The sequence below is a fragment of the Bacteroidia bacterium genome (genome assembly GCA_033391075.1).
Lineage (GTDB): Bacteria > Bacteroidota > Bacteroidia > J057 > J057 > JAWPMV01.
In genome coordinates, this window is sequence record JAWPMV010000005.1 from 447,471 (window position 1) to 470,806 (window position 23,336).

The 23,336-nt window shown below is 40.9% G+C and carries 15 protein-coding genes; 7 read left to right on the forward strand and 8 right to left on the reverse strand.

Annotation, left to right across the window (positions count from 1 at the left end; translation table 11 throughout):
* Window positions 1–2: 2 nt before the first annotated feature.
* The 5 genes from R8P61_37630 to R8P61_37650 all read left to right on the forward strand — a co-directional run bounded on the left by R8P61_37630 (window position 3) and on the right by R8P61_37650 (window position 8,895).
* The gene (locus tag R8P61_37630; protein MDW3652862.1) at window positions 3–3,245 is read left to right on the forward strand and encodes a CHAT domain-containing tetratricopeptide repeat protein; all 3,243 of its coding nucleotides are present in this window, start codon (window positions 3–5) and stop codon (window positions 3,243–3,245) included.
* 129 nt (window positions 3,246–3,374) lie between these two features.
* Window positions 3,375–4,607, forward strand: coding sequence for a sulfite oxidase (locus R8P61_37635; GenBank protein MDW3652863.1), 1,233 nt, complete (start codon window positions 3,375–3,377; stop codon window positions 4,605–4,607).
* A gap of 2 nt (window positions 4,608–4,609) precedes the next feature.
* Window positions 4,610–5,059, forward strand: a complete 450-nt coding sequence (locus tag R8P61_37640; protein ID MDW3652864.1) for a cytochrome C — start codon at window positions 4,610–4,612, stop codon at window positions 5,057–5,059.
* 103 nt (window positions 5,060–5,162) lie between these two features.
* Window positions 5,163–6,185 carry a sterol desaturase family protein gene (locus R8P61_37645; protein ID MDW3652865.1) on the forward strand — a complete coding sequence of 341 codons (1,023 nt, stop codon included), beginning with the start codon at window positions 5,163–5,165 and terminating at the stop codon, window positions 6,183–6,185.
* A 211-nt stretch (window positions 6,186–6,396) separates the two neighbouring features.
* Window positions 6,397–8,895, forward strand: coding sequence for an outer membrane beta-barrel family protein (locus tag R8P61_37650; protein MDW3652866.1), 2,499 nt, complete (start codon window positions 6,397–6,399; stop codon window positions 8,893–8,895).
* A gap of 436 nt (window positions 8,896–9,331) precedes the next feature.
* Here R8P61_37650 and R8P61_37655 read toward each other — a convergent pair whose 3' ends face one another.
* Window positions 9,332–11,716, reverse strand: coding sequence for a T9SS type A sorting domain-containing protein (locus tag R8P61_37655; protein ID MDW3652867.1), 2,385 nt, complete (start codon window positions 11,714–11,716; stop codon window positions 9,332–9,334).
* A gap of 584 nt (window positions 11,717–12,300) precedes the next feature.
* Here R8P61_37655 and R8P61_37660 point away from each other — a divergent pair.
* Window positions 12,301–13,164 (forward strand): ThuA domain-containing protein, encoded by an 864-nt coding sequence (locus R8P61_37660; protein ID MDW3652868.1) that lies wholly within the window; start codon window positions 12,301–12,303, stop codon window positions 13,162–13,164.
* 75 nt (window positions 13,165–13,239) lie between these two features.
* The gene (locus R8P61_37665; protein ID MDW3652869.1) at window positions 13,240–14,604 is read left to right on the forward strand and encodes a hypothetical protein; all 1,365 of its coding nucleotides are present in this window, start codon (window positions 13,240–13,242) and stop codon (window positions 14,602–14,604) included.
* Here the strand turns inward: R8P61_37665 and R8P61_37670 are convergent.
* The 7 genes from R8P61_37670 to R8P61_37700 form a co-directional block, all read right to left on the reverse strand.
* Window positions 14,584–15,744, reverse strand: coding sequence for a membrane dipeptidase (locus R8P61_37670; protein ID MDW3652870.1), 1,161 nt, complete (start codon window positions 15,742–15,744; stop codon window positions 14,584–14,586). The genes R8P61_37665 and R8P61_37670 overlap by 21 nt on opposite strands.
* 38 nt (window positions 15,745–15,782) lie before the next feature.
* Window positions 15,783–16,250: a hypothetical protein gene (locus R8P61_37675; protein MDW3652871.1), complete on the reverse strand. Its 468-nt coding sequence runs from the start codon at window positions 16,248–16,250 to the stop codon at window positions 15,783–15,785.
* A gap of 44 nt (window positions 16,251–16,294) precedes the next feature.
* The gene (locus tag R8P61_37680) at window positions 16,295–17,545 is read right to left on the reverse strand and encodes a replication initiation protein (GenBank protein ID MDW3652872.1); all 1,251 of its coding nucleotides are present in this window, start codon (window positions 17,543–17,545) and stop codon (window positions 16,295–16,297) included.
* A gap of 775 nt (window positions 17,546–18,320) precedes the next feature.
* Window positions 18,321–18,896: a hypothetical protein gene (locus tag R8P61_37685; GenBank protein MDW3652873.1), complete on the reverse strand. Its 576-nt coding sequence runs from the start codon at window positions 18,894–18,896 to the stop codon at window positions 18,321–18,323.
* A 3-nt stretch (window positions 18,897–18,899) separates the two neighbouring features.
* Window positions 18,900–19,562, reverse strand: coding sequence for a ParA family protein (locus R8P61_37690; protein MDW3652874.1), 663 nt, complete (start codon window positions 19,560–19,562; stop codon window positions 18,900–18,902).
* A gap of 792 nt (window positions 19,563–20,354) precedes the next feature.
* Entirely contained in the window at window positions 20,355–22,445 is a 2,091-nt protein-coding gene (locus R8P61_37695; protein ID MDW3652875.1) for a prolyl oligopeptidase family serine peptidase, read from the reverse strand.
* A 71-nt stretch (window positions 22,446–22,516) separates the two neighbouring features.
* The gene (locus R8P61_37700) at window positions 22,517–23,248 is read right to left on the reverse strand and encodes an SDR family oxidoreductase (protein ID MDW3652876.1); all 732 of its coding nucleotides are present in this window, start codon (window positions 23,246–23,248) and stop codon (window positions 22,517–22,519) included.
* Window positions 23,249–23,336 lie beyond the last annotated feature (88 nt).

Below are 23,336 nucleotides of genomic sequence, written 5' to 3' on the forward strand. Positions count from 1 at the left end.
CTGTGAAAAGATTCCTACTCTTACTTCAAAGTATATTTCTCTTCTCCTTTTTTTTAGTTGGCCAGAATAGTCCCTGGCTGCAATCCTTGGAAAAAGCCCTGGAGGAAAAGGAGACTGCGCTTGCGGAAAAGCTACTTGAAGAACAAACTTCACATTATTGGGAAGAACAAAACTTTGATTCGCTTTCTTATTATCCGCCTTTTGTAGGAAGAGTGGCTTTGCTTTCGAAAGATGCTGATGGAGCAGCTGATGATTGTCTGGCTTTTGTACGCCGTCTGGAATCTTCTACAAAAGAGCCTTCCATCCTGAGACAAAGCTGGCTGGAAAGCAGTTCATTTTTTGAAATTGTAGGCAAAACTTCAGAAGCTTTCGAACAAAACAAAACGGCTCTTAGCTATACTGAAAAATGGAAAGAGTCCACCGGAGAAGATTTTGGACTGGTTTACGCTAACATGGGCACATACTCTACTCGTCTGGGTGATTTGACCTCTGCTTCTGAGTACTACCACGAGGCCCTTCGTCAATATCTATCTTATCCCGATACGAAAAAGGAAAGTCTTCAAATCATTTACAATTCTTTGGGGGGCAGTATGTGGTATGCCTCAAAACTGGATAGTGCTCAATATTTCTACAATAAAGCGCTGGAAACATTAGAGGAAATGGAGGATACTCCCCGTAATCTGTATTACCGTCCAGCGATTCTCAACAACAATATTGCTGCTATCCTGAGTATGGAAGGGAGACCGACCGAATCCATAGAAGCGATGAAGTCCTGTATACAGGATTTAGAGAAATATATTCCTACCATCGAAAGCGGAATTCAAAAACAAAAGGCGCAGGAATTCATGTACCAGGCCATCGATAATCTGGCATCTATATACAAGGATTTGGGCAACTACAAAAAGAGTTATGACCTCATCCAGTTTTCCGCCCGCCAGAAAAAGGAAAATCTTCCTCCGGACAGCCCTGAACAATTCAAATCTCTGGTTTTGTTGGGACAATCAGAATTGTACCTGAGAGATTATGATATTGCGGCTCAGCACCTGGATAGTGCGATTGCTTTTATTGAGCGCATTCCTGGCAGATTCATTTATTGGTATGCCGATGCCCATCAACATCGGGCAGAGGTTTTCAAATCTCAAAAAAACTATGAGAAAGCAGAAGCCTATTATGAGAAATGTGAAGCTCTGCTAGAAGAAGCTTTTCAGGGGGAATATGATGAGATCGTTCTGGGATTTATGATTGAGGCTTCTACCTTCTATGCCCAACAAGGAAAAAGAGAAAAAGCACTTGCTACGGCAAGAAAAGGCTATGATTTCGCCAAAAGAAGACTGGGAGAAGAATCTCTGATGACCTTTCAATTAAGCTGGAACCTTGCAGATATTCATTATTTACTAGGAGATTATGAGGAAGCCCTGGATTTAAGCGAGGAAAGCCTAAAGATTATAGAAGGTAAAAATATCCAACCTGCTTCCTTTTTAGACTCTGTACAGGTGGAGTATCGATTACCTGCTTTACTTTTGCTGAAATCCAAAACGCGTTATGTTTTAACCCAAAAGAAGGATCTGAAATTCCTCAAATCTATATTGAAAGATTTGGACAGAGGATTGGATATACTGGATAGAAGAAAGGCCTTTGTCGCTAGCGAGGATGACATCCGCGTCCTCATGATCAATAATCAGGATTTTTATGAATTCTATAAACAGGTTGCCTATGATTATTTCCTTCAAAGCAAGGACCAAAACTACATAGACCTGCTCATAAATCTTCATGAAATAAGCCTTTACAGTCGGATTCGAGAAAGGCTCAGTGAAAATAAAGATATTCAATTCGCTGGCATACCAAATTCCGTAATCGAGCAAGAAAAAGAAATCAAGGGTCGCCTGGACCAGTATATAGAGGCCAGTGCCTTGAATGAATCTGATCAGAACCGTCCCTTCAGCAGTTTTGTTAGTTTGAGTAAGGAGTGGGAAGAATACCTGAAGATGCTTCAAAAAGAGTATCCCAAATATTATGAGGTCCGTTTTGGAACTCAATATGCTACCTTATTGGACATACAGGAAAATTTACCACCAGCTACAACAGCGGTTAGATATTTCTTCATCGAGGACCAGTTATTCGTCATGATCCTGAGTAGAGATTTGAGAAGGCTTTATAAGCTGGAGTATAATTCAGAAGATCAACTTATCGCAGAACTTTCAAATTTCCCTTCTGATCCGGACAAGGTGGGAGAGATCATGCATAAACTGTATCAACAACTTTGGGCTCCTTTCGAAGATGAAATACTGAATGAAAAAGTAGTCATCATTCCTGATCGCGAACTCTTCAATCTGAGTTTTGATTTACTGACAAAAGAGCCGATTCAGAATTTCTCGGAGCTTGCAGAAAATTGCCTGTTATCCCAATACGCCCTTTCTTATAATTTCTCACTCTTTTTGGTAAAAGAATCCGAGGAACATGCTCAGTTCAATGAAAACTACATTGCTTTCGCACCTGGTTTTTCTGACGAAATGAAAGAATCCTATCTGAACCGGATTCAGGATTCCCTAAGTCTGGATCAGGGATATCTACGTATGCTGCCCCAACCTTTCATTCTTGACCTCACCAAATTGATGCGAAAGTCTGCGGGGGGAAAGGCTTTCCTCTTGGAAGAATCGACCAAATCTACCTTCCGCAATCAGGCAAATGGACATAAAATCATCCATATAGGGACCCATGCAGAGTCAGACAATCTCAATCCGGAATTGTCCCGCCTTGTTTTCGCGAAGAATATGCAGGGCAAGGAATTGACCGATGACAACTATCTCCATGCATATGAGATTTACAGCTATAATCTCAATTCTCATTTGGCACTTCTTACTGCTTGCGAAACGGGCAAACCTGCTTATCAGGCTGGAGAAGGTATGATTTCAATGGCTCATGCCTTCAATTATGCAGGAAGTGAAAGTATCCTGACTGCCCTATGGAAAATCGATGAGAAATCCAGTGCTGAGATTACTGAACTTTTTTACCAGGAAATACTAGCGGGGACAGATAAAGACCTTGCCCTTCGAAAAGCAAAGCTGACCTATATTGAAAAGGCTTCTGGTAGAACCCTTGCTCCGGAATACTGGGCAGGTTTGGTAATAATGGGAGACAGTTCGGCTATAGAAATTGAAGAAAACCGCCCCAACTGGTACTGGTTTTTAGGATTTTTCCTCCTCGCAGCTCTCCTCCTGATGCTCATCCGTTTCATCAGAAAGTAGGAAAGACAAAACTCATCTTTTTTTTCTTGCGAGAGGGTTTTTCAAGCACTATTTTGAAAGTCGATCTATGTGCCTGACCTGGGCTTTTGCCTGATAAGTCAGCAAAACAGAAAAATTTAAAAACTACTCATGCCCCAAGACCCTTCCAAAGACAGAAGAGGATTTCTAAAAAAAAGTACTGCCGCATTTTTGGCTTCTCTTTTAGGAGCTGAAATGGTGTTTGCCGAAAATTTCCCAAGTGGCCTGATTCCCCAGACACTTCTGGATGAAGGAGAAATACCAGGCAAGCATCCGGGTCTTACGATCCTAAATGATAGACCTGTAAATGCAGAAACACCTCCTCATCTACTTGATCCTTTAGTTACTCCTGCAGACGTGCTTTTTGTCCGAAATAACGGTATTCCCCCAACTGAAATTGATCCCCAAACCTGGACCTTAAGTTTTGGAGGGGAATCAGCAGGCAGTAAGAAATCCTATACGCTGGCGGACTTGAAAAGCAAGTTCAAGAATTACACCTACCAATTGACCCTGGAATGCGGAGGAAATGGAAGGTCAGAATTTAATCCACCAGCAAAAGGGAATCAATGGAGTACAGGTGCTGTCGGATGCCCCAAATGGACAGGTGTCAGGTTGAAGGATGTATTGGAAGATGTAGGGGTAAAATCTGATGCAATTTATATCGGATATTATGGAAAAGACAGCCATTTGAGTGGAGATCCCAATAAGAAACCCATTTCTCGTGGTGTTCCCTTATCTAAAGCAATGGAAGATGAATCTCTGATCGCATGGGCTATTAATGGGGAAGATCTGCCCTTGATGAATGGATATCCCCTCCGGCTGGTTTTTGGAGGTTGGCCGGCTTCTACTTCTGGAAAATGGTTAGAGAAAATTGTAATCCGTAATAAGGTCCATGATGGTCCCAAAATGGGCGGAAGTTCGTATCGGGTACCCTGCAAGCCTGTAGCTCCCGGAGCCAAGGTGGCTGATGAAGATATGTGCATCATTGAGTCTATGCCTGTTAAGTCCTTAATCACCTATCCCAAAAGCGGAGGAATGCTTACGGCTGGCAAAAGTCTTGAAGTCCGAGGAAAAGCATGGGCAGGTGATTTAGAAGTATCAGATATGGAAATTTCTATTGACTTCGGAGCTAGCTGGCAGCAAGTCAAATTAGAAAAGCCTGCAAATCGTTTGGCATGGCAGGCCTGGTCTTCCAGGATTCAATTCCCCGGTAAAGGATATTATGAAGTATGGGCAAGAGCCACTGATTCTAAGGGCCAAAAACAACCCATGGTTTTGCCGGGTTGGAATCCTAAAGGTTATCTCAACAATGCCTGTCATCGAATCGCAATCAAAGTAGTTTAAGTATGAAGGTCGAACCGAAAGGAATTCAGCATGTAACCCAAGTCACTTTTCGAAACCTGAAAAAATCTGTACTTACGTTCACTTTGGGACTACTTGTCCTCACTGCTTGTGTAAAGTCAAATTCGAATAGTACTGAGGGAGAAGAAAAGCCATTGACGGGAGAAGAAGTAGTGGATGGAATTGATGTTTCTACAGGCTTTGTAGCAGAAGGAGATTATAAAATCGTCAAAGCCAATTGTTTGGGTTGCCACTCAAGCAAGCTCATATTGCAAAATAGAGCGACCAGAGAAGGATGGGAAGAGATGATCAGATGGATGCAGGAAACCCAGAAATTACACGATCTGGGACCTATGGAAGATAAAATCCTGGATTACCTGGCCAGCCATTATGCGCCGAAGGAAGAAGGTCGTCGCAAAACACTGGAAGTAGAAGAATGGTATGTAATAGAGTGAAACGTGTTGGAGTGTTTACGTGTTAGGGTTCGAAAGTTGAAGTTTTTCTGATCCGATTACAACGCTAACACGCACAAACCCCAGCACACAAACACGTTTTTAAATGAACACCTACCTCGACATATTTATCAATGCTTACAAAGGCTATGCAGATTATCTCTGGAGAGAGATCAGCTTTCAAGTGAGTCCTTTCTGGAAAAACTATTTCTGGATGCTGGTATTGGTGTCGGGTATTTTCTTTTTGCTGGAGGTGCTCAGACCCTGGCGGGAGGATCAGGCAAGATTCAGGAAAGATTTCTGGTTAGACTTTTTCTATATGTTCTTCAACTTCTTTCTTTTTTCCCTGATCATCTACAATGCATCCTCTGAAGTGATTGTGCGATTGTTTAATAATGGAATCATCTCCCTGACAGGTTTTGACCTTCAAGCTTCAAATCCTATGCAATACTGGCCCTATTGGGCAATCTTGTTGACAGGCTTTCTGGTGCGGGACTTTATTCAGTGGTGGGTACACCGACTTTTACATAAGTCCCCTAGCCTATGGGAATTTCATAAGGTTCATCACAGTGTAGAGCAAATGGGATTTGCTGCCCACCTTCGCTATCATTGGATGGAAAATGTAGTCTATCGCAGTTTAGAATATATTCCCCTCGCATTACTGGGAATAGGTCTACACGATTTTTTCCTCATCCACATCTTTACCCTTGCCTGGGGACATTACAACCATGCCAATATCAGTGTGGATGGTAAAGTGACGGGAGGAATCGTTGTAGGCCTCGTAGCTATATTCCTGCTTAGCACTGACTATTCACTTTCTTTGGGATGGACAATAGGAGTAATTGCCGGATCTGCACTTCTAGGCGCTTTTCTCCTGGGGCCGTATATGAAATATATCTTCAATAGTCCGGAAATGCATATTTGGCATCATTCCTATCACCTTCCGGAAGAGCGAAGATCTGGCGTAAACTTTGGCCTTACCTTAGCCATCTGGGATTACCTATGGAAAACCAACTACATCCCCCACAATGGTCGGGATATCCCCTTAGGCTTTCCCGGTCTGGAAAATTTCCCCAAAAGCTTTGCCGAACAAAATCTACATGGCTTTACTTCTAAAAAAGACCAGTAAACATTCTGATTCTCCAACCATCTGATCAGGCAGAGGTTCTTTAGTCTGAGAAACTCCTTTTTCCTTGCCGATCAAATATGGGCATTGGCAGGGCAAGTATCCCTACTAGTCGAAAGGAAAGAAACTTTCGAAGTCTGGAGAGTTTCTCACTGTAAGCAAATCTAAATTTGCGAGACTAATCAGAGACATACGCATTACTGATCTAATCAACATGAAGAAAGTAGTATCCTTTATCATTCTCATTTGTAGTTGTAGTTTCATCCTTGCTCAGTTTCCCGCTGGCGGAGGGGGTAGACCTGGAGGGGGAGCTCCAAAAATTACCGGAAAAATTACCGGTGTATTGCAAGATTCAAGCACCAAAAATGTTTTAGAATTCGCCACCCTTGCCTTAAAAAGAGCGGGAAGAGATAAGACCATCAATGGAGGCCTGACCGAATCCAACGGCAAGTTTAAACTCAACAATATCAATCCTGGAAAATATGAGTTGCATATTAGCTTCCTGGGATATGAAACTAAAATCATTAAAGATATTAAGCTGACCCCGGAGAAACCGGATTTCGATTTGGGGAAAGTGGATCTTGTATCCAAAGCCCTCGAAATGGAGGCCGTAGATATCACAGCTGAAAAGTCTTTGATTGAGAACAAAATTGACAAAATTGTCTACAATGCTGAACTGGACGTAACCACGACAGGAGGAGATGCGACGGAAGTTCTGAGGAAAGTTCCTCTTTTGAATGTAGACATCAATGGAAATGTATCCTTAAGAGGAAGTAGAAATCTGCAAATTCTGATTAATGGCAAGCCCTCTGGCATGTTTTCCAATAATGTGGCTGATGCGTTGAAAATGATTCCTGCTGATGAAATTAAAAGCGTAGAGGTAATCACAACCCCTGGAGCAAAGTATGACGCTGAGGGAACCGGTGGTATCATCAACATTATCACCAAGAAGAAAAAAGTAGAAGGGGTAAGCGGTAATGTCAGCGGGTCCGTGGGGAACCGACAAAATAGAGGCACACTCAACCTGAACATTACCAAAGGACGTTTTGGCTTCAATATGGGAGGCTCAATAGATAACTCCTGGCCCATAGACGGCCCTAGCAGCTATTTCAGAGAAGATTTTGTAGATGGACAGACAAGAACCCTTGAACAGAATGGAAACACGGAGACGACACGTACGGGCTTCGGAGGACGCGCAGGTCTTTTCTATGACTTCAATGCTTTGAATAGTATCAACTCTAATTTCCGCCTGAGAGGATTCACCTTTAATCGGGATGGTTTTCAGGATGCCCTTTTCGTTGACCCAATTTTTAATATTAATCAGGCGTATACGCAAAATCAGATAACAGGCTCACTGTTTAGTGGCTTTGACTGGAATACAGATTATACAAAAAAGTTTAAAGAGAATAAAGAAAAGGAACTCACTTTTGGTTTCCAGTTAAGCAAAGGAGACAATGACCAGGACATTGACCTGGAAAGGATATCAGATGATATAGAACTCTTTCTGAGAGAACGAAGCGTCAACGATGGGGATAACCTTGAGCTGACTTACCAGGCTGATTTCGTCCAACCTTTCAAAAATAAAAAAGGGAAACTGGAAGTAGGAGTAAAAAGCATATTCAGAGACATAGACTCAAAATATGACTACGAAGTATTTGATGCCGACGCCAATCAGTTTTTGCCCGATGCCAGCAGAAATAACTTATTTGATTATAAGCAAAACGTATATGCAGGTTATGCTTCCCTGAATTTTAATTTTGGGAAGAAGACCAGTTTGGTTGCTGGGACTCGATATGAAAGAACATCCATCGAAGGCTCCTTCCAACAAAATGAGCTTCCTTTCGCCAATAATTATGACAATTTACTACCGAGTGTAATCCTTTCATACAAAATTAAAGGCTTCAATACATTGAAACTGAGTTTCAACCAGCGCATTCAACGTCCGAGCCTATTCTATATCAATCCTTTCACCAATAATAGTGATACCCGAAATATCATTAGAGGGAATCCTGAGTTAGATCCAGAACTCAGCGATCAGTATGAGATTTCATATTTCACAATAATGAAAGGAGTTACCTTAAGTGCTGCAGTTTTTTACAGAGAAACCCGGGACGTGATTGAATCCATCTTGACAATAGACCCTACTGGAATTTCGACAACCAGTTTTCAGAATATTGGAAAGGATCGCTCTTTAGGAACCAATATTTTCGGTTCTGTGACTGTAAAAAAGATTTGGACCTTGCGGGGTGGTTTTAATTTAAGGACCTATAATGCTACAGGTATTGTGAATGGGCAGAGATTAAGTAATGAAGCTGTTCAGTACTTTGTTACCCTAAACTCTACTTTAACTCTGAAGAAAGGCTTTAAAGTGGAAATGTTTGGCTTCTGGAACTCCCCGAAAGCAACATTACAAGGGCTTAATCCTTCCTTCTCCATCTATAGTTTTGGGGTAAAAAAGGATATTCTGGATAAAAAAGCCAGTATAGGTGTAAATGCGGTTCAGCCATTCCAAAAATACCTAAACTTCAGCAGCGAACTGGAAGGACCTACCTTCAGCCAAAGAAGTGATTTCCTCTATCCGCTCCAATCATTTGGTGTAAACTTTAGCTACCGCTTTGGAAAACTGGATTTCTCCCAGCAACAAGGGCGCCGGAACAAGATTCGCAACAGTGATCAGAAGCAAGGAGATCAAGGTAATGGTTTTAACAACTAAGAAAGAAATTTAGACATAAATAATAAAGCAAAGGGGCTGAATCATCAGCCCCTTTTTGCATCTATGTTTTTCCGTTTCTTTTTCAAAGATTAGCTTGCCTGTATTCAGGATATTGAATTTAAATAAACAAAATAATGACACCGTTATTTTTTATGTCGCCGAAAATACTGATCGCCTTTTGAATAAATATTCCCAAGGCACTCACAATCCTAAAGCACATCCGAATCCAGATAATTATTGAAACAATCCGTCCCAGCAAGGATCTCAAATATTCTTTGCTAAATCGATAGCCATATAGCTCATTAATCAGAGTTTCCTTTCCTTCGAAAGGCATATCTTAGAAAGGAACCAACAGAGAAAAGCCGGTGAAGAAATCTTCACCGGCTTTATGATGATAGCCCGAAGGCTTATTTCATCAGGGTTTATACCTATAAACCTATTCTTTAACTACGATTTTTCTATGCTTACTGCCATTAGCAGTTTCCAATTTGTACAGATATACACCAGGTTTCAAGTTGAAATCACCTGCATGAAGAGTTACAACATTGGATTCACCACTTTTAACATCTCCTTCGAAAAGTCTTCCAACTTTATTTCCAGAAAGGTCATATATATCAATAATCGCTTCTGTATCAGATGCAGCTTCAAATTTAATTGTAGCAACTCCATTTCTCAATAATGAGTTAGGCACACTCTGATTCAGCAAATCTTCTTTCAAACGATTTGAAAGCCCTAATTGCTCAGCAATTGGATTTGGCATATCGTCTGCATAGTAGCGTCCGAATGGGAAGTAGGAGAGTGCGTAAGCAGTGTTGATGGTAGTATTCTCGTCTCCTAAAAAGCCTTCACTTGCTGCATACATATCTGTAGCAAATTCAACATCTGTTTGATCTGGTCCACCAAACACACCACTTGGTCCGATACCTGCAAGGTTGAAAAGTCCACCAGGTCCTTGGTCCATAATGGTTTGAACGTCAGTGAAACCATCAGTATGGAAATTACCCAAGTAATGACCAGCTTCATGAGAAACAACGTTAGCAATTACAGTTGAAACCATATTTTCTTTTGTAACCCCAGGAGCCAATACGACATCATTCAAGGAGAAAGTACCGTTAGCATTTCCTCCTGAAGCAGGAGCACTCAATATATCCAATAACAATAGTGCCTTTTCCTGACTTGCAAAGTTTCCTGGGTCAATAGATTGAGCAATTCCAATAGTGCCCACTCCTGATTCAGCAATAGTTCCAGAAATTTCTACATCACTTACATCAAACTGTAAACCTAAGATTGTAAAAGTTCCAGCTGCCATCAATGGCTCCAAGGCATCCGGATTTCCCGTTCCATCATTACCTAAAACAACTACTCCAAGGTTACGATTTACACGAGAATTGTTAAGTTCTGTATAAAGATTATCGCGCGTTTCTCTTGTAATTTTTCTGGTAATTCTTCTAATATCACCAGGAGCATCAGGTAATCCCCATGCAGGCAAGAAATCTCTAAATGGAGAATGGTTTGCTACAATTGCTCCAGGAGGGAACTCAAATATTTGTCCTACATCAACCAATCCTCCGTTATAATCAAGCCATACTACTTGAACTCTTCGCTTATTTTCTTCGAAGCCAGGTCGAGAAACTCCCAGAGTTAAAGTATAAGGCCCTTCGTTATTACTAACGGCAACAGCATAATATCCTCCTTCTTCGGCAATATAATCAAGTACAGTTTGTCCATTAATTGGTAAGGGGCTTTCAGGTACAGCAAAGCTACCAAAACCTATAACACCTTTTTCAAATTCTCTTGGTCCATAAACTTCAAGTAAGGTTCCAAAAGCATCTGTCTGAACAGCAGCACCTAAAACATCACCTCTTTTTAGGTAGAAAGAATAAAAGTCAACATCCAATTCAAACGTACGAATAATCGCTTCATAGTCTCCTTCTGAGCCAATTAAACCAATTACACCACCTGAACCAGAATCAAAAGGATCAGCAGGATAAAAACCTAAATAACCGCCTACAGATATGTAATAAGATCCATCTGCCTCTGCCTCATATCTTAAGAAGCTATCAAAAGAAAATTCTGGGCCGTCATCATTGAATGCAACAAGCGTTCCGTCTTCAAAGAATATAGCAACTGTAGGATCCAAATCTCCAAATGGATCAGCAGTATTAATATCAACTTCGATGGTAGTACCTGCAGTCGCATCAACTCTGTACATATCAAAATCAGCGACACCAGCGTTAGGTCCATCACCAATTGTCTCATTATAAGAGACGCCTTGATTCGAACCATTAATACCCGTAAGGTTTGCTAACGGAATCGATCCATCATCTTCACTTGCAGACATTGGATTAATTGGGAATGTAGGCGGAGGGGCTAAAACACCGCTAACTGCAATTTCACGGTTTTTACCAAAACCCGTACCCAAATTTAATCTTTCCGCTCTTCTTTGGGTATCATTGTGTCCCATTCCTCTTTCCCTCTCAGCATAAGTACCACCATTTCCTCCGCTTTTCGCTCTACTCTGAGCATTGAGGTACCTTTGGTTTTGCCAATACTTTTGATGTAGCGGACTTCCTGGTACCAAAGTACTTCTCATTGGATCAGGATTAACAGGTGTTCCACTGCCTAAAGTTGTATTTACAGAGGGCGCACTTTTGTCATCCATGATTTGCTGCAAATTTGGAGCAATAGGTGTTACCTGCGCATTCGCAGAAAAACCCGCGAATAACATAGCCAAAGCGGCTACAAAGAACTTTCTTGGGGGATTAGCTGCAGAAGAGTGACTTCTTCGGTTAATCCATGGTCGTAGAAATTTGTTAAACATAAGCATAGATAATTATGAATTGAGATTTAATATGTGTGCGATTATAGCAAATAAAGATCCTGGCAAAAGGGTAATTTCCTTTCGCTTTTTGTCAAAATATGCTCACCCCCTTGACGTTAGTGCCGTCAGAGGCATATCTCAACAGAATCTTAGATTAATACAGTGTTTGGCTTGGGATTTGGTGCTTTCGCTTGGACAATAAAATTGTGCCTTATGTGCAAAATATAGGTTTTTTTTAGAAATAAAAAATGTAATTAATTTATTTTATTCACCTATATATTTTCCTGCATATATAATTCATAATTTAACTAATCAGTGAATTTTACTTACTTCGGGGAAGAATTATTTTTTTGATAATATCTGAAATAATTTCGCATGTATTTTACAAAAAAAAATGTTCATTATTAACAAATTTACAATTCCTAAAAAGCGATTTAATTGACCCCTCTTATCAAACAAACAATTGTTTTATTTTTGCTGAGTCCACAAATGAAATATCAGCTTTCTCCTAAACACTTTCTTCTTTTTATCCCGCTTATCTACTAACTTCGATCTGGATCTACATTCAGACCCTACTACACCAAATGAAAAAGTTTTTTAAAATCTTCCTCATTTCCCTACTCGTTCTTATCATCCTGGGTATAGGCGGCATCAGCTTATTTGTATACAAAATAAAATATGGCTTGCCCATTTTTGAAACAGAAGCCCCTGCCCTACCCGATAAACTGGATGGATTTTCTGTACTCGTTTTCTCAAAAACCAATGGATTTCGCCATGGTGAAGCTATAGATGCCTCTCTGATAGCCTTTGATAAAATGGCTGAAGACAATGGTTGGAACATGTTTCAAACTGATAATGGCGCAGTTTTTCGAATAGACCTCCTGGCTGAATTTGATGTAGTCGTTTGGAACAATGCCAGTGGGCGAGTGCTTACCCCCGAACAAAGAGAAGCTTTCAGAGGATATATAGAATCTGGAGGGGGATTTGTAGGTATTCATGCCGCTGGAGATGATTCCCATCATTGGGATTGGTATCAGGATAAGCTTATCGGTGCACATTTCTCCCACCACCCTATTGACCCACATATACAGGAAACCAGCCTGACTCTGGAAACTGATACGAGCTATGCAAGTATAAGTGAAGGCCTTGACGAAAACTGGATACGATCTGATGAATGGTATGTCTTTTACGACAATCCTCGGCTAAATGACAAAAATGTCCTGTACAATATGAGCGAGGATGGAGTGGTCATGAGTGGAAATATGGGATTCCTGGTCAAAGATAAAGATTATGGAATGGGAGAAGATCATCCGATTGTGTGGTACAGCGAAATAGAAGAAGGCCGCTCGGTTTATTCTGCTCTGGGCCATACAGGCTCCTCTTTCGAAGAGGAAAATTATCTGAAACTCCTTAAAAACGCCATTCTTTGGTCCGGGAAAGCAAATTAGCTTGTATTATCGACAGATTTAATACTTTGGCCACCCGAACATTTTCGTATCTTTATAATCGAATTCCCAGTGTTTATGAAGATCAAATACTTGCTGTTGCTTATCCTGGCAATACCCGCTTGCCTCCTGGCTCAAAATAATGAGACCCTCAATCGTCTCTATATTCAATCCGATACAGGCCTAACTCCCTATATGGTTCCTCTAGGGGAAGAATTTTCCCTACAGGCAAATGGGAAAGTCCGATTTAGGATAAGCCCGGGAGGAGTACTGATCTTTACCCTCGATTCAGCCAAACTCGATACGGTAATGTTTGAGGGCAAATCTCGCGAACTGGAAAGCAGTAACGATCCTTCTCTGGTATATTTTTCTGATGGCAATAAGTACACCGGTGAATTCAAGGGAGGTCTTCCTCATGGCACTGGTACCTTCTTCTATCGAGATGGAGCGAAATATATCGGAAGCTTAAAAGATGGAAACAAGCACGGCAAAGGCACCTATTTCTTCAAAAATGGAGAGCGCTATGAAGGGCAGTTTAAAAATGATCTCATCGAGGGAGAAGGCGTTTATTTCTTCAATGATAGCGTAGTTTATACAGGCAGCTTCAGAGATGGCCTGGCAGATGGCAAAGGAACTTTCAGTTTTCCCAATGGAGAGCAGTATGAGGGTCAGGTGAGTAAAGGAAGCATCAAAGGCTATGGTAAATATGCCTACCTGAGCGGAGACCGCTACGAAGGAGGGTTTAAAAATGCTAAACCCGAAGGAAAGGGAGTACTTTTTTACAAAAATGGAGATCGATATGAAGGCTGGTTTAAAGGGGGCCAGATATCCAATACAGGTTCTTTAATTTATGCCAATGGAGATGTGTATAAAGGAGCTTTTGATAAAGGCATACCCAGTGGAAAAGGAAGCATAAGTTACAGCAATGGAGACCGTTATGAAGGGGAAGTCTTTAAAGGTCAAAAACATGGAGAAGGCCTGTATTATAAAGGAAATCGCATGGTCTATGATGGTGCCTATCAGTATGGGGAAAAGCATGGAAAAGGAAAAGAGTACTTCGAAAGCGGCAATTCCTATATCGGGAACTTTGTAAATGGAATGCGACAGGGAAGCGGAACCTACACCTATGCTAGTGGAGCAAAATATGTAGGTCAGTTTGTTGGGAATGAAGCTTCAGGAAGTGGTAGCATGTTCTATATCGGCAATGAAAAATATGAAGGACAATTTCTCAATGGCAATCGCCATGGATTAGGAAAATATACCTATTCGGATGGGAGTTATTATGAAGGAGAGTTTCGGGAAAACAAACGCTATGGCGAAGGCTATCTCTATATCATCCGCAACAATGGTAAATTCAGAAAACGAAAAGAAAAAAATAAAGACTCTCTAATCGAAAATCCCATCAATACGCAAACTCCGGACTCAAATCCAGATATCAGATAGCACCCGCTTAAAATTGCTTCCAAAAATCTGTTTGATATTATCAGCCCCATACCCACGTTTTAAAAGCCTCTCACAGAGGTCATACATCTTTTGGGGATGATCCATCCCCTCGATATCTATCTTCTCCCTAAAGCCATAACTGGACTTATAGCCGGCTTTCAAAGATTCATATATAGGTCCTGGCAAATCATCATAGCCATTCAGGTCGGCATCTGTTCCGATTCCCACATGATCTATCGATGTTAGATTTACTACATGCTGTATGTGGTTTATGTAATCTTCCAAAGTCGTAGGTTCATCTGCTTTAACAAAATTCCTTACCGCAGTAATGCCCATCACTCCGCCTTGCCTGGCCATTTTTTTTATTGCATCATCGGTTTTACAGCGAGGATGATTGCCCACCAGGCTCCGGCAATTGGAATGGGTGATTAAAACCGGCTGATCAGATATTTCAAATGCATCCAGGGTTGTTTGGTCTCCACAATGTGAGACATCGACCGCCATACCTACTTTATTCATTGCTTCAATGATACTTTCCCCAAAATCACTCACTCCCCCATCTACCCGATCCGTCGAACCGCTGCCAATCAGGTTTTGGGTGTTGTAGGTAAGCTGGGAAACCCTCTGTCCCAGTATATAGCAAGTGTTTACATCGGCTGGCTCTTCAAAATGATCCGAGTTTTGGATACCCAGCATCAAGCCAATCTTCTTTTCTTCCATTACCCGATCAAAATCTTCGGCCGAGTCAATTCGAAGAATGTGATCCGGATGCTCAGCAGCCAGCCCATTGAGGGCTCCCAGATAAGTAAGCACATTTTGCTTTACTCCTTTTCCTCCAATACCTACTGCATGATGAAATACATTGATTCCTGATTTCTTGATCTTCAGCAACTCTGCTTCGCTAAACTTAAAGGGATCTTTCTGCATAGCCATTCCCGTAAAAAATTTTGTCATGTCCAGCAATCCCAACATATCAATCACCAAAGATTCATTGACAATATCCAGCACTTCTCGGCTGTATTTTTTATTGCTGTAAGGGGAAAGACTATAAGCATTGAGATTAAGGAAGGGAGCAGCAGCCAGAAAGCCCGCAGAACGCTTCAGGAAGCGTCTTCTATTGTTTTTAGTAGTAGAGTCCATGGAATTAAGTTAGGCAATTCCAGGAGAAATTTCAGGGCTTATGCACCTGCCAGGACGTATTTGTTTTGAAAATAGCTGAGGACACTGTCCCAATTTGGGAAAACATTGGAACCAAAATGAAGAAGTTTGCCTTCGAATCCCTCTTGTCCCCTACCCTCCAAATGATCATCAATGAGGTAGTCGCCTTTGTTTAGGCCTTTATTAGGGGAAATGATCAGCTTGTTGACCATTTTCATCCCCAAATGTTTTTCTACCCAAACCCGTTTTTCGGTATAGCAGAGGGGATTCCAAACAGAGGGAGCTGTCAGGATGTAAATGTCGAAACCTTCCAGGGCATTGAGTTTTTTCATGGCTTCAAGGGCACCCGGCATGGGTTCCAGGCCTGAAAAGAAGCCATAATGGGACTGAGGATAAGGCACCTCAGGGTATTTGCTTTTGATAGCTTGAGAACGAGCGGAGAACTGACATAGGACATCGTCCATGTCTACGTAGATTATCTTTGACATTTGGTCTGTGTTTGGATAAGTCGCTAGACTATGCTAACGAAACATTATGCCATTTGGTTTATCCAGGATTCGAAAGCCTCCTCAGCATCAGGGAGTTTTTCTTCCAGATAAGTTTTGAACCATTCCTTTACTTCTTTTTTCTCGCGGTTCAGATCATTACCATCAAAAACGCGGGCTTTGATAAAAGGATTGTCTTCGGCCCAATCCACAAATCCTTTCCAATCTTCCTCTGAAGCAGCCTTGAATCTATCGCCCAATTGTCCTTCACGCACCTGACGGAACTCAGCCCACAGCCTTTCTTTTTCCACTTCTTTCTCTTGCTCTTCCTGCATAGCCAAATCCAGCTGAGCTTTATTGTCTTTTTCGCTTTGTTCAAATTTGGATTCGAGCGCATCTGCTTCTTCCAGGACTTTTTTCAGATAACCAGATACACTGATTTTGATCTTTCCTGCCCTGTATTGCTTTTTGGTATAGGCTATCGCCTGCAGGATATGTTCTCTGCTGAGATCCTTTACAAAGCGCTCTGCTTGCTTTTGACTCAGTCCCATCTCTCTCAACTCAGCAACCAATCCCTGATCAGGTGCAATTTCTACATCTCCAAAAGCTCTCAATTGCTTCTGGATGATAAAGCGGATACTGGCAATCCGGCGTCCTTCCTTAATCTCTTCAAATTCAAAGCTAATATCTGTATGCTGCTTCAAATCCTGATACGCCTGTTGAATCACAAAGCGCTTGAAGTCATTGTATCTTTTGTACTGAGTTTCTTTAATCCCCAGAATACCTTTAAGGTCATTTACCCGGAAGGTCCTCTCACCGATTTTCTCAAACTGTTTGAGCAACTCATAGATTCTGATTGAGTAACTGCTTTGAAGGGTCAAAACATTTCGAATATCATAAGCGGTGAATCTACTTTTCAGTTCTAGCAGATAAGGTTTGAGCTTGGGGTCGAAACAAAGCTCCAGCATGCCCTCTCCTTTAAAATATTCAGCACTACTTAGGAAAGCGACTTTCAGCCAACCTCCATCATCTTTAGGGAGATCCGCAATTCTGCTAATCAGGTTTTGTGCGGCTTCTTTGATTTCTTTATAATGGGACTTGGACTGGGTACCTACGGCTTTGGCATAATCTTGTATGCGAATCCGATAAGGCTTGAAGTCCATATCGTCTTTTTCAACCTGGGCCACCATCATCAGGAAAAGTCGAATTTCAGCAACGGTCAAACTATAGCGTGCATTGATCAGTTGGTTCGATTTGACGACCAAAGCATGCGAAGGAGTCTGTGTGCGGGTATGCATAATGTTAATAAGTCTATGTTTGTCGGAGCATGAAAATCTTAAAAACGAGAAAAAAAACCTACTCTCGCATTAAAAAATACGTGAAATGCCCTGAATCCCTCGTGACTCGCCCTGATACTCTCGTTTTTAAAGGACAATAGTGCCTCTATTTGCCCTGAAATTCTCGTCGAGAGAAACCCTGAATCTCTCGTTTCGCATAAAAAATGGACCCTGATCTCCTCGTTTGATAGCCTGAATTACTCGCAATAAGGATAAATAGGGGCCATTTTTTATGCCCTGAATCTCTCGCATTTAAAGAATTGAGCTTCTTTTAGCCCTGATTTACTCCCCCTTTACCCTGTTTTCCTCGTCCTTAAAATTCTGAGATATCATAAAAGGCTAATAATCAAGCATTTACTAATAAGCAGATTTCTTCTGACTTTAAGCCCTGAAATTCTCGTTTTAAATACCTGAATTACTCGCAATACGTACTGAAACCCTCGTCTTAAACCCCAAATCCCTCGTCCTTTACCCTGTTAAGCTCGTTTTAATACTCATAAGTAGCTGTTTATCAATATCTTATAGTAACTGAAAACATTAAAAACTATATAAATATTAAAAAGAGTGACAAACTACTATAGGTGGTAGGTCTTTTTTAGGCTTTATAGGAACAGGAGATGGCTTTTAGAGGATAACGCTATTCTTTTTACCCATGATCCTCCCCTATTTCTATATAAAATGAGAGAGATTCAGGGTCGCCCTGAATCTCTCTCATTTCGAATATGTCTGGAAATACTTAAGCTTTCTTTAAATAGCGGGAGAGGCAGAATACATAGAATCCGGCCATGTTCCGAAAACCCAGTTTCCGCTGATTGAATTTGATCTGCATCCATAATTCCAGCTGTGGAGAAACAGATACATCTATGCTATCCTCAAAATCAGGTGCTTCATAAGAACCTACACTCTGAATGGGTTTTTTGAGGTAATCTTCTACACAATGGAGGTAGAAAGCTCCCAGGCTTCTAAAGCCTTCTTTTCTCTGTACTCTTTTGGCTTTGAGGTAAAGCTCGTATGGGGTAGCGATGCTGGCTCTGACAACTTCCTCCTCAGAACGAGCTGGTGCTTTAGGAATAGATTTAGGCTTACGACTTACTTTGGCCTCTTTCTTCTTCTCAAGCTTCTCTATAGGATTTCCTTTCGGTTGTACAGGGGCTTCTTTTACCTCCTTAACTTTAGGTTCAGCCTTTTTTTCCGGAAGCTTACTTACCTTATGTACTTTCTCGGTCGCTTGCTCGATTTCATCAATATTGATCTCGCGCTTCCTGCCTAATAAACTTGAAAGTGATGTATCGTCTCGTCTTTTCTTTGCCATACCTTATGCACTTAACAGTTTGATCATTCGATTTTCGATTTCTTTGCAGACTTTCTCTACTTCCTTTTGCCCTTTGGGATCTTCTTCCCATTCGAGTGCTGTCAATCCATATTTTGAAGATCTTTTGTGCACTACCCTATCTGCCAAAGTTGATTCCAGGGCCTCAATTTCAAATTGTTTGAAATAGCCCATAGCTTCCCGCATTTGTAGATCTTCATTGTTTCTGCCAGAAAATTTGTTTAGCAAAAGAAAGGTATAAATATTTCGCTCAACCAGGGCTTTGGCATCATTGACACGATCTACAAATCGCTCAAAACTTTTGAGATCATCGATACTAGGGGTTATGGGAATGAGAACCAAATCAGAAAGGAGGATCATCTTAGTTGTTACAGCCTCCAATTGGGGAACTCCATCTATGATGATCACATCATATTCATTCTGGTAGGATTTGACCTGTTTCACCAGGTTTTCTACGGATTGTAAAGGAAATACATCCAGACTGGCACCTTCCTCCCTCCTGCTCTTCCAGTCAAGGGTTGTTTGCTGTTCAATATCTGTATCGACAATACAGATGCTTTCCCCTTTTTGGGCAAAGTAAACAGCGAGATTTCTACTAATCGTAGATTTGCCTACGCCGCCTTTTAAATTTGTAACTGATATGATCATAATACCTTTTTATGTAGATACTTTCTGAGGTGTTTACATAAATACATTTATACTTTTTTTAGTAAAAATGTAAATACACTTATGTATAAAAACACATTTGTGTAAACACTTGATTATGTATACATGTTTTTGTGTAAAAATTCATACATGTAAACACATTTATATCTAATTGTGTATTAACACTTTTGCATAATTACTTAAAAAAGTTAAAACATCAAAATGTATTGCGGTATTTATGTATTAATGTGTTTTCATTTTTAGGTACTCAGGTAATTACATATTGATGTTTTTGTGTAATTGCATTTTTGAATTTAAAGGTGGAAATGTAATTACATTAAACTGTTGATGCATTTATATGTGATTACTTTTTTATGTTTTTGAATTATCAGGTATTTGCGTGATTGTGTATTTTTGTGATCGTGTATATACATTTTTGTGCTAGTCGAATTTTGTGTATTTACATTTTTGGGTAATTGTGTTGTTGTGTATTTCTGTGCTTACCTATTTAGGTAATCCTGTATTCATGCGCTTATGTATTTTGCGTTAAAACTGCTTGCTAAAAGCCTGTCAATCCCAAGCTGTTGTATTTGTGCTCAACAGGGAGATCAGGCCTTAGAATGTAAATATGGGCTTTCTGTTGCCAGGGTAGAGGCAGGTTTTACACATGCTTAATACATAAAGAACAGAATTCTCAGAAATCTTTGAAAATAGCTTTCTAAGGCTCCAAACATAGTGAATAGAAAGGAATAATAATAAAGCATCATTCCTTTTTATGACAAACTCCTTAAACAATTACTTTAAATGTTTATTGAGAAAGTTTTTGCTCTTTTGAAATGCGCTTAGCCAGTTTTTAAATAATAGAAATCCATGAACCTCATCTGGAAATATCAATTGTTCTATTTCTATCTCTCTTTTTCTTAGTTGATTTATGAGATCGACAGATTCACTAAATGGTACGTTTCGATCATCATCTCCATGGATTACCAAAACCGGATCTTCCCAACCTTCAATGAAATTCATTGGAGAAGATTCATAAGCTCTCCGAGATATCTCTGCTTGTTTCTGTGAATTATATCCTGGTACAAAATTTTTGATTACTACATTCCAATCATGAACCCCATGAATATCAACACCCGCCTTGAACAATTCGGGAGATCTTGCTAATCCCATGGCTGTTAAAAATCCCCCATAAGATCCCCCCCATAATCCGATTCGATTCTCATCTACAAAATCATTACTCCCTAAATAAATTGCAGCACCCATGACATCATTAAATTCACTTGCCCCATTCGCTCCATAATTCAAGGCTTCTCTAAACTCCATTCCATATCCAATTCCGCTTCGATAGTTCACAGATAAAACTGCATAGCCCTGATTCGCCATATACTGGTTGAAGGCATAGGCATTGTGATAATATCCTCGATGATGAAAACCCAATAACATTTGTCTCCGGGATCCTCCATGAAAGAAGAGTAATCCTGGAAGCTTTTCCCCGGACTTGTGGGCTTTGGGAAGAAAGAGCTGGCCGTGTATCTTCATTCCATCGGCTGCCGGAAAAATTACTTGCTTGGGTTCACTTAAATGATCCGAAGGAAAGGCATTTATTACATCTGGATGTAAGGCAGTCCGTTTACCTTTTTGATCCAATCCTACCAAATGTGCAGGAAGTTTTGAACCTGAGGCAAAACACATGAGTTTCCCATTGGGCAATTCTAATGGAGCCCATTCGATTCCTTCGCCCGAAGTCAGCTGTTTCCATTCATTTGAAGCAAGATTTACCTGCCAGATGTGTTGACGATCAATATCTCCATGATTGCTAGAATAATACAGACGCTCCCTATTAGCTGATAAAGACACAAATTGGACTTCCCCTTCACCGGGACTGAGGTCCTTTAACTGCCCACTTTCTAGTGAAAGACTGTATAAATGGGTCCAGCCGGTACCTTCATAAGGAAAAATGAGTTGCTCCCTGGTTCCCCAATACAATTGCCTTGGACCAGAAACAAAGCGAAATACACTACCCGTACCTTCCGGACTGCTCCAAAGGACCTCACTTTCTCCGCTATCCACATCAGCAAGCATTACAGACCATCCCGCTCCCGAACGCCTTTCAAAAAAGGGTAGAAAAGATTGATGAGGTGTTCGGAGAAAAGCGACTCTATCAGCTTGCGGGGACCAAACTGGATTACTGTCCAGGTCTACAGAAGGAGAGAGGTATTTGAGTGAATGATTGTCCAGGTCAAAAATCCCAATAAAGCTGTGATCTCCTCGACTGCTTACAAAGGCTATTTTATGTTCATCGGCTTTCGGAGACCAATTTATCTGTGAGATTCCCCCACGAGTATGAACCATTGCTGCGGGAGTAAGAATGTTCTCCAGGTTTCTTAACCAGAGTTTGCCTCCCTGAATAAAAGCTAAATGATGACTGTCAGGCGATAGGCTAGGGGAGTGGCCTTCATTGATTTTCTGTGTTTTCCCATCTTTGGTGGAGATTTTCCAAATTTCTCGTTTTGCCCCATCTGCTTGACTGGTAGGATTGGGAATTTCTCCTTGTCGATTAGGTCCATCACCTTTTACATAGATTATGAACTTAGCATCAGCACTAAATTGAAGTCCATAGAGGGTTTCTCCATTATCGAGGGTATAATTCGTCAATTGTTTTCCCGCATCATCTGTTCCAGAGGAGATCCAGATATTCCTTACACCTTTTTCATTGTATACCCAGGCAATTTTTTCTCCATTGGGACTGTAAACCAGATTTGTGGGGAAAGGTGCTGCCAGAAGGGATTCGAGGCTGAGAGTTGTTTGGGCGAAAGAATTGTTAAGGGAAGAAGTGATCAAAATACAGATCAGGATTCGAAGGAAGGAAGCCATCGATTGCATAGTAATAGTAATTTGGAAGTTGAAAAGCTCAGGAGAGCCTTTAACTCTAAATTACGAGAAATTCAGGGCAATTATCTACCCCCGCCTATATCGATGATGCTACCCGTTACAAAAGAGGCTTTTTCAGACAATAACCAGGCGATGCTTTCAGCTACTTCTTCAGGAGTTCCCCCTCTTTTCATCGGAAGGAATTTGGAGAGTTCATTTACCCGATCGGGATTTCCACTATCCTTATGGATATCTGTATAGATCAAACCCGGCCTTACAGCATTTACTCTGATATTCTGAGCCGCTACCTCATTTGCCAAACCTTTGGTAAAGGTGTCCATCGCTCCCTTGCTGGCCGCATAGTCTACATATTCGAAAGCCGCTCCCAAACGAGCAGCAATTGAAGAGACATTTACAATGGATGCCCCTGATTTCATTCGCTTTAAGGCCTCTCTACTACATAGAAAGGTGCTGAGCATATTGGTTTTAAATACTTTTTCCCATCTTTCTGCGGACATTTCAACTACAGGCATGGCTTTAAACAGAATACCAGCATTATTCACCAGACCTCTTAATTCTCCCCCTTCTACATCTATTTGCTCAAATAGCCTTAAAACTTCCTCCTCTTCGGAAACATCTGCCTGTATACAAAAGGCCGATTCTCCTGCATCCTGGATTTCCCTGGCGACTTCCTGAGCTGCACTTTTATTCAATTTATAATTGATGCAAATCTTAAATCCTGCTCTGGCAAGCAATTTGGCAGTGGCAGCTCCAATTCCTCGACTGGCACCTGTGATGAGGACAATTTTTTCCATGCTGATGGGTATTAAGAGGAGCTTCAATTAAAGAAAAAATTTATTGCAGACCCTTTATTGCCTTTGTAAATTCGATGTTTAAACTCCA